Origin of the sequence: Leifsonia poae, from assembly GCF_027921845.1 — a bacterium.
GTDB lineage: Bacteria > Actinomycetota > Actinomycetes > Actinomycetales > Microbacteriaceae > Leifsonia > Leifsonia poae.
In genome coordinates this window covers 618,310-631,296 of the sequence record NZ_BSEN01000015.1, presented here as the reverse complement: position 1 = coordinate 631,296, position 12,987 = coordinate 618,310, and the positions used below count along the sequence as shown (strand labels likewise).

Annotated in this window: 13 protein-coding genes; 2 read left to right on the top strand and 11 right to left on the bottom strand. The window is 68.1% G+C overall.

Annotated elements, in window-relative coordinates; all coding sequences use genetic code 11:
• Nucleotide 1: 1 nt before the first annotated feature.
• From ybeY to hrcA, 7 genes are all read right to left on the bottom strand, one after another.
• A complete protein-coding gene (gene ybeY / locus PKE84_RS17750) occupies nucleotides 2-463 on the bottom strand; it encodes an rRNA maturation RNase YbeY (protein WP_271178573.1) in 462 nt (153 codons plus the stop codon).
• A 24-nt stretch (nucleotides 464-487) separates the two neighbouring features.
• Nucleotides 488-1,498: a PhoH family protein gene (locus PKE84_RS17745; protein WP_271178939.1), complete on the bottom strand. Its 1,011-nt coding sequence runs from the start codon at nucleotides 1,496-1,498 to the stop codon at nucleotides 488-490.
• A 109-nt stretch (nucleotides 1,499-1,607) separates the two neighbouring features.
• Complete coding sequence (locus PKE84_RS17740) at nucleotides 1,608-1,961, bottom strand: histidine triad nucleotide-binding protein (RefSeq protein WP_271178572.1); 354 nt, start codon at nucleotides 1,959-1,961, stop codon at nucleotides 1,608-1,610.
• Nucleotides 1,962-2,098: 137 nt separating this feature from the next.
• Nucleotides 2,099-3,472 (bottom strand): HNH endonuclease signature motif containing protein, encoded by a 1,374-nt coding sequence (locus tag PKE84_RS17735; protein ID WP_271178571.1) that lies wholly within the window; start codon nucleotides 3,470-3,472, stop codon nucleotides 2,099-2,101.
• 126 nt (nucleotides 3,473-3,598) lie between these two features.
• Entirely contained in the window at nucleotides 3,599-4,339 is a 741-nt protein-coding gene (locus PKE84_RS17730; protein WP_271178570.1) for a 16S rRNA (uracil(1498)-N(3))-methyltransferase, read from the bottom strand.
• Nucleotides 4,340-4,357: 18 nt separating this feature from the next.
• A complete protein-coding gene (gene dnaJ / locus PKE84_RS17725) occupies nucleotides 4,358-5,467 on the bottom strand; it encodes a molecular chaperone DnaJ (protein WP_271178569.1) in 1,110 nt (369 codons plus the stop codon).
• A 27-nt stretch (nucleotides 5,468-5,494) separates the two neighbouring features.
• Nucleotides 5,495-6,514 carry a heat-inducible transcriptional repressor HrcA gene (gene hrcA, locus PKE84_RS17720; protein ID WP_271178568.1) on the bottom strand — a complete coding sequence of 340 codons (1,020 nt, stop codon included), beginning with the start codon at nucleotides 6,512-6,514 and terminating at the stop codon, nucleotides 5,495-5,497.
• Between the two features lie 207 nt (nucleotides 6,515-6,721).
• Between hrcA and PKE84_RS17715 the strand changes: the two genes are divergently transcribed.
• Entirely contained in the window at nucleotides 6,722-7,297 is a 576-nt protein-coding gene (locus PKE84_RS17715) for a DUF4870 domain-containing protein (protein ID WP_271178567.1), read from the top strand.
• 148 nt (nucleotides 7,298-7,445) lie between these two features.
• The gene (locus tag PKE84_RS17710) at nucleotides 7,446-7,826 is read left to right on the top strand and encodes a DUF4870 domain-containing protein (protein WP_271178566.1); all 381 of its coding nucleotides are present in this window, start codon (nucleotides 7,446-7,448) and stop codon (nucleotides 7,824-7,826) included.
• Between the two features lie 43 nt (nucleotides 7,827-7,869).
• On the opposite strand, the gene hemW is transcribed toward PKE84_RS17710, so the two are convergent.
• From hemW to PKE84_RS17690, 4 genes are all read right to left on the bottom strand, one after another.
• Nucleotides 7,870-9,099, bottom strand: a complete 1,230-nt coding sequence (gene hemW, locus PKE84_RS17705) for a radical SAM family heme chaperone HemW (RefSeq protein WP_271178565.1) — start codon at nucleotides 9,097-9,099, stop codon at nucleotides 7,870-7,872.
• 2 nt (nucleotides 9,100-9,101) lie between these two features.
• Nucleotides 9,102-9,749, bottom strand: a complete 648-nt coding sequence (locus tag PKE84_RS17700; RefSeq protein WP_271178564.1) for a DUF1990 domain-containing protein — start codon at nucleotides 9,747-9,749, stop codon at nucleotides 9,102-9,104.
• Nucleotides 9,750-9,756: 7 nt separating this feature from the next.
• The gene (gene lepA, locus PKE84_RS17695) at nucleotides 9,757-11,610 is read right to left on the bottom strand and encodes a translation elongation factor 4 (RefSeq protein ID WP_271178563.1); all 1,854 of its coding nucleotides are present in this window, start codon (nucleotides 11,608-11,610) and stop codon (nucleotides 9,757-9,759) included.
• Between the two features lie 114 nt (nucleotides 11,611-11,724).
• The gene (locus PKE84_RS17690; protein ID WP_271178562.1) at nucleotides 11,725-12,951 is read right to left on the bottom strand and encodes an amidohydrolase; all 1,227 of its coding nucleotides are present in this window, start codon (nucleotides 12,949-12,951) and stop codon (nucleotides 11,725-11,727) included.
• Between the last annotated feature and the right edge of the window lie 36 nt (nucleotides 12,952-12,987).

Sequence of the window (12,987 nt, the reverse complement as noted above, 5' to 3'; positions counted from 1 at the left end):
TCTAGCGCTGTCGGTCGTAGCGCGAGAACCCGATCAGGATGTCGCGCTGGATGCCGAACATCTCGCGTTCCTCGGCGGGTTCGGCGTGATCGAAACCGAGGAGGTGGAGGATCCCGTGCGTCGTGAGCAGCAGTAGCTCCTCCATCAGGCTGTGACCGGCCGTTTCCGCCTGCGCCTGAGCGACCTGCGGGCAGAGCACCACATCGCCGAGCAGACCTGCCGGCGACGGTTCGTCCTCGGTGCCGGGACGCAACTCGTCCATCGGGAAGCTGAGCACGTCTGTCGGCCCCGGCTCGTCCATCCACTGCACGTGCAGCTGCTCCATCGCCGCTTCGTCGACGAGCACGATCGCGAGTTCCGCGTCCGGGTGCACGTGCATGATGTCGAAGGCGTAGGTGGCGAGGCGCTGCAACGCTGCCTCGTCCACCGGGATCGTCGACTCGTTGTTGACTTCGATGCTCATCGCTGGCGGTCCCTGTTCGTCTTTCTATCGTCTCTTCGGCGTGCGATCGCGCGGGATCGCCGAACGGCGCTCAGCGCGGTTGGCGAACTCCGCCGCCTGCTCGCGCTCGTAGTGCAGGGCCTGCTTCTGGGCGTCGTACTCCGTGTACGCGTCGACGATGCGGCCGACGAGCGTGTGGCGCACGACATCGTCGCTCGTCAGTCGCGCGAAGTAGATGTCGTCGATGTCTTTGAGCACGCGCGTCACCAGCCGCAGGCCGCTCGCGGCCGTCGGAAGGTCCACCTGCGTGATGTCACCGGTGACCACCATGCGGGAGCCGAACCCGAGTCGCGTGAGGAACATCTTCATCTGCTCCGGCGTCGTGTTCTGCGCCTCGTCGAGCACGATGAACGAATCGTTCAGCGTGCGGCCGCGCATGTAGGCCAGCGGGGCCACCTCGATCGTGCCCGCTGCCAGAAGCTTCGGAACGATCTCCGGGTCCATCATCTCGTTGAGCGCGTCGTAGAGCGGGCGCAGGTACGGGTCGATCTTGTCGGTGAGCGTTCCGGGCAGGTAGCCCAGCCGCTCCCCCGCCTCGACGGCCGGACGCGTGAGGATGATGCGGTTGACCTCCTTGCGCTGCAGGGCCTGCACCGCCTTGGCCATCGCCAGGTACGTCTTGCCGGTTCCCGCCGGGCCGATGCCGAACACGATCGTGTTGTGGTCGATCGCGTCGACGTACTGCTTCTGGCCGAGCGTCTTGGGCCGGATGCTCTTGCCCCGAGCCGTCAGGATGGCCTGGCTCAGCACATCGGACGGGCTGAGGTTGAGGTCGGTGTCGAGCATCTTCGCAGAGCTCGTGACCTCGGCCGGGCTGAGTTCGTGGCCGTTGCGGACCATCTGCAGCAGCTCCTCGATGAGGCGCCGCGCGGCGTCCACCTGGGCCGGGTCGCCGACCAGCGAGATCTCGTTGCTGCGGACGTGCACGTTCACCAGCGGGTACTGGTGTTCGAGCGTGGTCAGCAGGCGGTCCTGTGGGCCGAGCAGCCGCACCATCGCCACCCCGTCGACCTCGAACCGCGCTTCCGCCTGGCCCTCGGTCGGGCGATTCGCGCTGCTCTGGCTCGTGCTGTCGTGCTGTCCGTTGCGCTGCGGCGTCGGTTCGCTAATCGGCAAGGCTTCCTTCCTCGAGCTCCCCGCTCAGAATGTGTGCGTGGACGTGGAACACGGTCTGTCCCGCTCCCGCCCCGGTGTTGAAGATCAGTCGGAAATCGCCGTCGGAGAGCTCCGTCGCGAGCTTCTGAGCAACGTCGACCACGTGCGCCAGCAGAGCCGGATCGCCCGCGGCCAACTCGGCCACATCGCTGTACTCCTCGGTCTTCGGCACCACGAGCACGTGCACCGGCGCCTTCGGCGCGATGTCGCGGAACGCGATGACCCGATCGTCGTCGTAGACGATGTCGGCCGGGATCTCTCCGGCGATGATGCGCGAGAAGATCGAGCGCTGGTCGGTTTCCATACTCTCCATCTTAGAGTTCGGCTCCGTCATTGGGGGTCGATCGGGGCAATGGGCACAGGCGATGGCGGGCACCGTTCGCGATCGGCGGAACGGCGCCGTCGGTCGCGTGGTGGCGGGCGTCGCCCGATCGAACGCGGTCATCCCGTGGGTCTGAGCCGGACCCGGCCACCGGCTCGCGGCCTTCGGGTCGCGTCGAGGTGCCGGGGCGGGACGAAGTGCGGCACCGCGTCGCGCACCACGATGTCCCAGTCGTCCTGGTGGACGCGGTGATGATGACTCGAGCACAGCAGCACGCCGTTGCGGAGATCGGTCGGTCCCGCATGCGCCTCCCACCAGCGGATGTGGTGCGCCTCGGTATAGGTCGGTGGATGCGGGCATCCGGGCCACGCGCAGCCGTCGTCGCGCTCGGCGAGAGCCAGCCGCTGGGCCTTCGAGAACAGCCGCCTGCTTCGGCCGAGGTCGAGCACCTCGCTCGCGCCACCGAGTACGACAGGGATCACTCGGGCGTCCAGTGCCATCCGCCGTGCGGTCGACGCGCTGATCGGAGACGATACCGCGTCGATCTCCGCTGTGCCGATGCCGGCGCGCAATGCATCGAGGCCGACGCGCACGACCATCGTCACGGGCGCACCGCCCAGGCTCACGCGTTGCTCGCAGGCGGCGAAATGCCGGAACACCTCTGTTCCGGCGTCGGATCGACGCTGTGCGATGGTTCGCGAGTCGGGCAACTCCTCGATCGACTCTGCCTCGGCACAATCGCTCGAACCCTCGTCGGTATCCCTGAATCCAACCGACCGCATCCCATGCCCGACGACCGCGTCGATCGCCGAAACCACATGGCCTGCCGACTCCGGATCGAGGTACCAGTCGACATGCGTCATCCCGTCGGACGTGGTGCTGATCGCGAGCGACCGTCGCTGCCGTTGTCGCTCCTCCCGTGGGCGGATGCCGTCTTGATCGAGACGATCCCGCACGTGAACGGCCACGCACCGCAGGTCGGCCATGCCCAGATCGCGGGCGCGCTCGACCAGCAGGCTCTCACCCAGAGAGCGTTCGTCCACGCTGCAGTTCGCTTCCGCCTTCGTCAGCTCGCGCACGATGACGGCGGCCTCGTCGAGGCTGAGGATCGCGCCGCCGGCATCGTCTGCGCCGAGGGCAGCGGCGACCACCGGGAACCGGGACGGGAGACTCTCACCCACGAGCGACCGCCGCGGAGCGATCGCTTCGCCCACCACGTGCATGGTGCGTGCGGCAGAAAGCGAGATGCGCCACCGCTCCGCCAGCAGCGATGCAATGGATGCATGACCGGCGCGCGACACCGGGTTCGCGTCGCAGGGAAGAATCGAACGCGCAACCACTTCGCCCACCACCCGCAGCTTCACCGCGTCGAGTGCGGCCTGGAGCTCGCCGAGCTCAGTGAGGGCCCCGAGAAGCTCGTCGCGGGCGAACCGATTCGGCGTGGCGAAGGGCGCAAGGAACTCGCGCATCCGATCGGCGTGGCGGTTGGTCATGAAACCAGTCAATCAGCGACCACTGACATTCTAACCGCCAGAATGACCCTCTGATCAGGCAATTACCTGTGGACAACTTTGGGAACTAAGGACCTGTGGAGGAGAGTCCGCGAGACCCGGCTGAACTCACCAACGCCCGAGCGCACCGTTCAGCACAGCCAACGCAGCGGGTCCGGCCGTCGACGTGCGAAGCACCGTCGTCCCCAGCCGCACCAGCTCCGCTCCCGCAGCGGTCAGCAGCCCGAGTTCCTCCGGCGCGATCCCGCCCTCCGGCCCCACCACGAGCACGAGCGGGCGCGCATCCGGACCCGTCTCGACGACGATGTCGCTCAGCCGCGTCGTCGCATCCGGCTCGAGCACCAGAACGCGCGACGATCCACTCAACTCGGCCACCGCCTTCGTCGACGACAGCTCGCCGACCGACGGCACCCACGCCCGGATGGACTGCTTCGCCGCCTCCCGCACGATCGTCGCCCAGCGGTCGCGGCTCTTCGCGATCTTGGCGCCCTCCCAGCGCGACACCGAACGCGCGGCGGCCCAGGGAACCACCCGATCGACACCCAGCTCCGTCGACGCCTGGATCGCCAGCTCGTCGCGGTCGCCCTTGGCGAGGGCCTGAACCAGCGTCACCACCGGCGACGGGGATGCGACGTGCTGAACCGTTTCGACCTCGATCGTCAGCTCGGTGGACGTTGCCACCAGGACCTCCCCGGTCGCGATCAGTCCGCGGCCGTTGCCGATCATCACCGACTGGCCGGGACGCGTGCGGTTCACCGTCGCCGCGTGCTTGGCCTCCGGCCCGGTCAGCGAGAGCCGGGCGCCCTCGTCGACCGACTCCAGGTCTTCACGGAAGTACAGCGCGCTCATGACGGACCAGACCCCGGATCAGACGTTGAGGAACCGGTCGCGCAGCTTCGCGAAGAGACCCTGCTGGAATCGCGCCAGGGTCGGCTCGGTGTGCTTGTGGGCCGCGGCGAACTGCTTGATGAGTTCGCGTTCCTTGTGGTCGAGCTTCACCGGCGTGACCACCTGGATGCCGACCCGCAGGTCGCCTCGCCCGCTGCCGCGCAGATGCGTGATGCCGCGGTCCTTGATCGTGATGATGTCCGCGCTCTGCACGCCGGCCTTGAGGTCCATGCTGATGTCGCCGTCGAGGGCCTTGACCGTCGCGGTGGTGCCGAGGATCGCATCCGTCATCGCGACCTCGAGGGTGCAGAGCAGGTCGTCTCCGTCACGGCTGAAGACGTCGTGGTGCTTGACCTTGATCTCGAGGTAGAGGTCTCCGTTGGGGCCACCGGCGGGACCGGCCTCGCCGCTGCCCGGCATCTGCAGACGCAGGCCGGTGTCGACGCCGGCGGGGATGTCCACCGGCACGGTACGGCGGGCGCGCACGCGTCCCTGTCCCTGGCAGGTGACGCACGGCGTGGCGATGACGGTGCCGTACCCGCGGCAGGTGCCGCAGGGGCTCGAGGTCATGACGTTGCCGAGGAGCGAACGGACCGAGCGCTGGATGCTGCCGGTGCCGTGGCAGATGTCGCAGGTGACCGGCGCCGTGCCCGGCTGGCAGCAGGACCCGTTGCAGGTCTCGCAGACGATCGCCGTGTCGACCTCGAGGTCGCGGTGGGTGCCGAAGATGACCTCGTCGAGGTCGACCTCGACGCGCAGGAGCGCATCCTGACCGCGTTCCCGGCGCGACTTGGGGCCGCGCGACGTTCCGCCGCCGCCGAAGAAGGTCTCGAAGATGTCGCCGAAGCCGCCGAAGTCCGCGCCGCCTCCGCCACCGAAGCCGGGCTGCGGGCCGAGGTCGTACTGCTGGCGCTGCTGCGGGTCGCTCAGCACGTCGTACGCGTGCGTGACCTGCTTGAATCGCTCGGATGCCTCCGGGCTGGGGTTGACGTCGGGGTGGAGTTCCCTCGCGAGGCGGCGGTACGCCTTCTTGATCTCGTCGGGGGTGGCGTTGCGCTCAACGCCCAGGACTTCGTAATGGTCGGCCACGTACGGCTTTTCCTTCTCGTTCGGTGCTTATTCGCCCAGCAGGCGGGAGAGGTATCGGGCGACCGCGCGAACGGCCGCCATGTTGTTGGAGTAGTCCATGCGGAGCGGTCCGAGCACACCCAGCCGGGCGATGTCGGATCCGGAAGAGGTGTAACCGCTGGAGAGCACGCTGGTCTCGGCCAGGCCGAAGGCGGCGTTCTCGCGACCGATGCTGACGGCGACGCCGTGCTGATCGGTGGCCATCTCGCCGAACAGACGTAGCAGCACGACCTGCTCCTCGATCGCCTCCAGCACCGGGAAGATGCTGCCGGTGAAATCGTGCTCGGTGCGCACGAGGTTCGCAGCGCCGGCCATGACCAGCTTCTCCTGGCGGTTGGCGGCGATCTGGTCGATCAGTGCGCTCGCCACGGGCGCGACGAGGCCGCGGGTGCGCTCGGTGAGCGCCTCCGGCAGATCGTTGAGCCGGTGCGCGGCGTCGTTCAGCGACAGCCCGGCCGACGCGCCGTTGATGGCGCCCCGGATCTCCGCGACGTCTTCATCGCTCAGGTCGGACCCGAGTTCGATGACGCGTTGCTCGACCGCGCCGGAATCCGTGATCAACACGCTGAGCAGCCGTCGCGGCGCCAGCATGACGAGCTCGATGTGCCGGATGCGCGAGCGCGCGACCGACGGATACTGCACCAGCGCGACCTGGTTGGTGAGCTGCGAGAGCAGGCGCACGGTGCGCGCGAGCACGTCGTCGAGGTCGACGGACTGCCCGAGGAACACCTCGATCGCCTGCCGCTGCGCGGGACTGAGCGGACGCATCTCGGCGAGATGGTCGACGAACAGCCGGTAGCCCTTGTCCGTCGGCACCCGGCCGGATGAGGTGTGGGGCGCGACGATCAGCTCTTCTTCTTCGAGCGCCGCCATGTCGTTGCGGATGGTCGCGGCGGAGACTCCGAAGGCGTGCCGCTCCACGATGCTCTTGGAGCCGACCGGTTCACGAGACGCGACGTAGTCCTGCACGATCACACGCAAAACCTCGAGGCTGCGCTCGGACACCATACGACTCGCCTCCTGTCCGAACTGTTAGCACTCACTTCTCTTGAGTGCTAATCATATCGTGCCGACACGCAGACACATTCATTGCACGCCTGAGATTCACAGCAGTACCGTATGCATGCGCTCCCACAACAGCGTGGCGCGCACTGATCGGCAGGCCCGGCCGGCCGACGGTTCGATCCGAACGAGCTCGAACGAAAGGCACCGATCATGAACGACCCGACTCAACCCCCGAGCGATCCGGCCGCGGGCGGGGTTCCGCCGCAGCAGCCGGTTCCCCCCACCGGCGCCGTACCGCCGCCTCCTCCCCAGCAGCCTTACGGATCGGTTCCGCGGCAGCAGCCCTACGGATCGGTTCCGCCCCAGCAGCCGCAGCAGCCGCAGCAGCCGTACGGCGGCGTTCCGCCGCAGCAGCCGTACGGCGCACCGGCCGCCCCGCTCGACCCGGCCCAGGACAAGCAGTGGGCCTCCTTCGCGCACCTCGGCGGCATCCTCTGGATCCTGCCGTCGTTGATCATCTTCCTGGTCTTCAAAGACCGCGGCCGGCTGACCAACCAGGAGGCGAAGGAAGCGCTCAACTGGCAGATCACCTGGATCATCGTCTGGATCGCCTCCCAGATCGTCGGCGCCATCCTGTCGTTCACGGGCATCGGCTGGCTGCTCTTCGGGCTGCTGATCCCGTGGGTGCTCTACGTCGTGAACCTGGTGTTCTCGATCCTCGGTTTCGTCAAGGTCAACGGCGGCGGTACGTACCGGTATCCGGTGAACTTCCGGTTCATCAAGTAGGTCGGCGCCGCCTCAGCGACGGGCACGCGCAGAAGCCGGGAGGGTGACAGCCCTCCCGGCTTCTTCTCAGTTTCGGCCCGATCGCCCTAGAGTTGATGGCGACAGTGGTCCCGACCGCCCGCAGTCCGGGCGCACCCAAGGAGTGAAGATGTCCGCAACGCCCCCGCCCCCTCCCGGAGCGCCGTATGGCGGCACCCCGCAGCAGCTCAGTCCGTCCGACGAGAAGCTCTGGTCGACGCTCGTCCACATCGGCGGCATCCTGTTCAACTGGATCCCGGCGCTGATCGGCTACCTCGTGCTGAAAGACAAGGGACCGTTCGTGCGGGCGCACACCGCGACCGCACTCAACTTCCAGATCACGATCTTCATCGCCTACATCGTCGGCTGGCTGCTGACGATCGTGTTCATCGGCTTCCTCATCCTGGCGGCCGCCTGGGTGATCAACATCGTCTTCAGCATCATCGCGGCGGTCAAGGCGAACCAGGGCGAGTTCTACACCTACCCGCTCGCCATCAAGTTCGTCAGCTAGTCGCGAAAGCGCCCGGTCCGCCGGCCGCGGCCCGCTCTGCCGGTCAGTCGTCGGCCAGCAGGCGCCGCACAACGGCATCGGCCAGCAGCCGCCCTCGCAGTGTCAGTTCCACGACGCCGCGCAGGGCGGCTTTCGCGTCCACGAGGCCGTCGGCGATCAGGCCGGCCACGGCCGTGCGGCCGTGCTGGTCGAGCTCGGTGGTCGAGAGTCCGTCCCGGATGCGCGTCAGCAGCAGCACGCGCTCGACGCGCTGCGTCTCGGCATCCAGCGTCTCGCGGCCCGCGGCCGGCGACTCGCCCGCGAGCACCCGGCCGGCGTACGCCGCAGGATGCTTCACGTTCCACCAGCGCACGCCGCCGACGTGGCTGTGCGCGCCAGGGCCGATGCCCCACCAGTCGTGTCCCTGCCAGTAGGCGAGGTTGTGGCGAGACCGGTGGGCGTCGTCCGTCGCCCAGTTGCTGACCTCGTACCAGCCGTAGCCCGCGGCGGCGAGCCGAGCATCCGCCAGTTCGTACATGTCGGCCTGCAGGTCCTCGTCGGGTTCCGCGACGCCGCCCGATTTGATCTGGCGCGCGAGCTTGGTGCCCGGCTCCACGATCAGCGAGTAGGCCGACAGATGGTCGGGACGGCAGGCGATCGCGCTCTCGAGCGACCGCGACCAGTCGTCGAGCGACTCCCCCGGCGTGCCGTAGATGAGGTCGAGGCTCACCTGGAGCCCGGCGGCACGCGCCCACTCGACGACGAGCGGAACGCGCTCGGGGTCGTGGGTGCGCTCGAGGGTGGCGAGCACATGAGGCACAGCCGACTGCATCCCGAAGGAGACCCGCGTGAAACCGGCGGCCGCGAGCTGCTCGAGATACGCGGCATCGACGGAGTCGGGATTGGCCTCGGTCGTCACCTCGGCGCCCTCGGCGAGGCCCCACGCGTCGCGCACGGAGGCGAGCATGGCCGTCAGGTCGGTCGCCGGCAGCATCGTCGGCGTGCCGCCCCCGAAGAAGACGGTGGACGCCGCACGCGATGCGATGCCGGTCGCCTCGAGCACCCCGGCCGCGAACGCGACCTCGCTGATCGCATGCGCGGCGTAGTCGCTCTGCGCGACTCCGCGGAGCTCGGTCGCCGTGTACGTGTTGAAGTCGCAGTAGCCGCAGCGCACCCGGCAGAACGGCACGTGCAGATAGACGCCGAAGTTGCGTTCGGCGGCCCGCTCGGCGGTCGACGCGGGCAACAGGCCGTCAGCGGGCGCCGGATCGCCCAGCGGAAGAGCACTCGGCACGGTCAGACCGACCGAACGGGAAGGAGGGCGCGCAGGTACTTCGCCGTGTAGTGACGCTGCACCAGTCGCAGGATGGGCCCGAACGCACGGTAGAAGCCGTTCGCCGGCCGCGAGAACGCACGCAGCACGAACCAGACGGACCCATCGTCGCGCTGCTCGACGATGAACGCCTCTTCGCCGCTCTCCGGATGCCCGTGCAGGGTTCCGTAGGCGAAGCCGGCCCGGTTGGGTTCATCGATCACGTAGACGACGCGCATCGGCGCCGAGACGTGAATGGGACCGAAGGGGATCTTGAGCACGGCGGTCATGCCGTTGGCGATGTACGGCGACCCGTCATCCGCGAACACAGCCTCGGCCTGACGGTGCTCCTGGAGCTTGGCGGGCGAGCCGTCCGGGTTGAAGATCACCCCTTCGTACTGCACGCCGGTTCCCTCGTGGGCGTCGGTGACCTTGATCCCGCTCCCCCGTTGCACGCCCCACGTCATGAGGGAGGTGACCGCCGCGGCGAAGCGCTCCTCGCCGCTGCCGAGCCGCGCCTGGCGCTCAAGGGGGCGGTAGCCCTTCGGCGGGTAGTACAGCAGGTCGGGAGCCTGCGTGCCGCCCACCGCGCCGTACGTCACGGGCTGATCGGTGAACGTTGAGCGTCGCATGGCGTGCCTACTTCTTGTCCTTCTTCTCGACGTCGCCCGAGAGCGCGGCGATGAAGGCTTCCTGCGGTACCTCGACCCGGCCCACCATCTTCATGCGCTTCTTGCCCTCCTTCTGCTTCTCGAGGAGCTTGCGCTTGCGGGTGATGTCACCGCCGTAGCACTTCGCGAGCACGTCCTTGCGCATGGCCCGGATGCTCTCGCGGGCGATGATCCGCGCGCCGATGGCGGCCTGGATCGGCACCTCGAACTGCTGGCGCGGGATGAGCTCGCGCAGCCGCCCGGTCATCAGCACGCCGTAGGCGTAGGCCTTGTCGCGGTGCACGATCGCGCTGAACGCGTCGACCTGCTCGCCCTGCAGCAGGATGTCGACCTTCACCAGATCGGCCTCCTGCTCGCCGGCGGGCTCGTAGTCGAGCGACGCGTAACCGGCGGTGCGGCTCTTGAGCTGGTCGAAGAAGTCGAACACGATCTCGCCGAGCGGCATGGTGTAGCGGATCTCCACGCGGTCCTCGCCGAGGTACTCCATGCCCATGAGCGCGCCGCGGCGGCTCTGGCACAGCTCCATGATGACGCCAACGTAGTCCTTGGGGGCGAGGATGGCGGCCTTCACCATCGGCTCCTCGACCTTGGCGATCTTGCCGCCGGGGAACTCGCTCGGATTGGTGACCGTGATGGTCTTCTTGTCCTCGGTGGTGACCTCGTAGATCACGCTGGGGGCCGTCGTGATCAGGTCGAGACCGAACTCCCGTTCGAGGCGCTCGGTGACGATCTCGAGGTGGAGGAGTCCGAGGAAGCCGCAGCGGAAGCCGAATCCGAGGGCGACCGAGGTCTCCGGCTCGTACACGAGCGCGGCATCCGACAGCTTGAGCTTGTCGAGCGCCTCGCGCAGTTCGGGATAGTCGCTGCCATCGATCGGGTAGAGACCCGAGAACACCATCGGCTTGGGCTCCGTGTAGCCCGGGAGGGCCTCCGTCGCCGGCTTCGACGCGGTCGTGATCGTGTCACCGACCTTCGACTGGCGCACGTCTTTCACACCCGTGATGAGGTATCCGACCTCGCCGACGCCGAGGCCCTTCGACGGGGTCGGCTCCGGGGAGCTCACGCCGATCTCGAGGATCTCGTGCGTCGCCTTCGTCGACATCATCTGGATGCGCTCGCGCGGCGAGAGCTTGCCGTCGATCATCCGGACGTACGTGACGACACCGCGGTAGCTGTCGTAGACCGAGTCGAAGATCATCGCGCGAGCCGGCGCATCCTTCTTGCCGACCGGCTGCGGGATGAGTTCGACGACACGATCGAGCAGGGCATCCACGCCCATGCCGGTCTTCCCGGAGACGCGGAGGACGTCTTCGGGACGGCCGCCGATGAGGCTCGCCAGCTCGGCGGCGTACTTGTCGGGGTCGGCCGCCGGCAGATCGATCTTGTTCAGCACCGGGATGATCGTGAGATCGTTCTCGAGCGCGAGATACAGGTTGGCCAGGGTCTGGGCCTCGATGCCCTGCGCAGCATCGACGAGGAGGATCGCGCCCTCGCACGCCGCCAGCGATCGCGACACCTCGTAGGTGAAGTCGACGTGCCCTGGGGTGTCGATCATGTTGAGCGTGAAGGACTGGCCGGAGTCGTCGGCCCACGGCATGCGCACGGCCTGGCTCTTGATCGTGATGCCGCGCTCACGCTCGATGTCCATGCGGTCCAGGTACTGCGCGCGCATGTCGCGCTCGGCGACGACGCCGGTGATCTGCAGCATCCGGTCGGCCAGGGTGGACTTGCCGTGGTCGATGTGGGCGATGATGCAGAAATTGCGGATGAACGCCGGATCGGTCGCGGCGGGCTCGAGGGCCTTCAGAGCTCGTGGTGACATTGTGGGTCGATTCTCCCACGAGCCGAGCCTGCTTCCCTATTCGGGCGTCGGCGGCGGCATCGGCTGCCGGGCGAGCGGGCGCCGTCGACGGATCGGACGGCACCCGCCGACGGGTCAGACGGCCGTGTCGAACCGCTCGGAGCGCTCGACGACGACGCCGTGGTCGCCCTCCCAGCGGTACACCTCTGCGCCCTCGATGAAGACGCGCTCGGCACGAGAGTTCACGTCGAGCGGGTCGCCCGACCACACGACGATGTCGCCGTCCAGTCCCGGCGTCAGCGAGCCGACGCGCTCGTCCAGCTTCAGGAAGGAGGCGGGGTTGACCGTCAGCGCTTCGATCGCGGTGTCGCGGGGCAGCCCCTCCTTGACCGCGAGGGACGCCTGGTGCACGAGGAAGTTGATCGGCACGACGGGGTGGTCGGTGGTGATCGCCACCCGCACGCCCGCGGCGGCCAGCTTGCCGAGATTCGCGATCGCGCGATCCTTGAGCTCGACCTTCGACCGCGACGTGAACATCGGCCCGAAGATGACCGGGATGTCGCGCTCGGCGAGCACGTCGGCGAGCTTGTGCCCCTCGGTGCCGTGGTTGATGACGAGACGGTAGCCGAACTCGTCGGCGAGCCGGATGGCCGTCGCGATGTCGTCGTGACGGTGGGTGTGCTGGTCCCAGGCGAGCTCGCCGTCGAGCACGCGCACCAGCGTCTCCTTGCCGAGGTCGCGCGCGAACGACTTGCCGTCCTTCTCCGCCTCGTCGCGCTGGGCGCGGTAGTTCTGGGCCTCGACGAACGCCTGGCGGATGATCATCGCGACGCCCAGCCGCGTGCTGGGGGTGACGTTCTTCGCCCCGTAGACGCGCTTCGGGTTCTCACCGAGGGCCGACTTGACGCTGACGGCCTCGCGGATGACCTGCTCGTCGATCGTGCGCCCGCCCCACGACTTGATCGCGACGGTCTGCCCGCCGATCGGGTTGCCGGATCCCGGCTTGACGACGATCGAGGTGACGCCGCCGGAGAGCGCGTCGCGGAAGCCCTCGTCGTCGATGTTGATCGCGTCGATCGCGCGCACGGCGGCCGTGTTCGGCACCGTCATCTCGTTCGTGTCGTCACCGGCGGGACCGTTGGCCTCTTCGTGGATGCCGACGTGGCCGTGCGACTCGATGAAGCCGGGAAGAACCCACTTGCCGCTCGCATCGACGGTCTCGACGCCGTCCGGAACCGTGACATCGGCGCCGACCGCCGTGATCCGGCCGTTCTCGACGAGCACGGTGCCGTTCTCGATCGGGTCCCCGGCGACGGGGACGAGGTAGGCGTTGACGATGGCGATGGATGCGGGATTCTTCATGATTTCGAGCCTACGCCCGGGCATCGGCGGCACGGT

Coding starts and splice junctions, on each gene's coding strand:
- ybeY (WP_271178573.1), bottom strand. CDS start 463: ATGAGCATCGAAGTCAACAACGAGTCGACGATCCCGGTGGACGAGGCA.
- PKE84_RS17745 (WP_271178939.1), bottom strand. CDS start 1,498: ATGGTGCGGCTGCTCGGCCCACAGGACCGCCTGCTGACCACGCTCGAA.
- PKE84_RS17740 (WP_271178572.1), bottom strand. CDS start 1,961: ATGGAAACCGACCAGCGCTCGATCTTCTCGCGCATCATCGCCGGAGAG.
- PKE84_RS17735 (WP_271178571.1), bottom strand. CDS start 3,472: ATGACCAACCGCCACGCCGATCGGATGCGCGAGTTCCTTGCGCCCTTC.
- PKE84_RS17730 (WP_271178570.1), bottom strand. CDS start 4,339: ATGAGCGCGCTGTACTTCCGTGAAGACCTGGAGTCGGTCGACGAGGGC.
- hrcA (WP_271178568.1), bottom strand. CDS start 6,514: ATGGTGTCCGAGCGCAGCCTCGAGGTTTTGCGTGTGATCGTGCAGGAC.
- PKE84_RS17715 (WP_271178567.1), top strand. CDS start 6,722: ATGAACGACCCGACTCAACCCCCGAGCGATCCGGCCGCGGGCGGGGTT.
- PKE84_RS17710 (WP_271178566.1), top strand. CDS start 7,446: ATGTCCGCAACGCCCCCGCCCCCTCCCGGAGCGCCGTATGGCGGCACC.
- PKE84_RS17700 (WP_271178564.1), bottom strand. CDS start 9,749: ATGCGACGCTCAACGTTCACCGATCAGCCCGTGACGTACGGCGCGGTG.
- lepA (WP_271178563.1), bottom strand. CDS start 11,610: ATGTCACCACGAGCTCTGAAGGCCCTCGAGCCCGCCGCGACCGATCCG.
- PKE84_RS17690 (WP_271178562.1), bottom strand. CDS start 12,951: ATGAAGAATCCCGCATCCATCGCCATCGTCAACGCCTACCTCGTCCCC.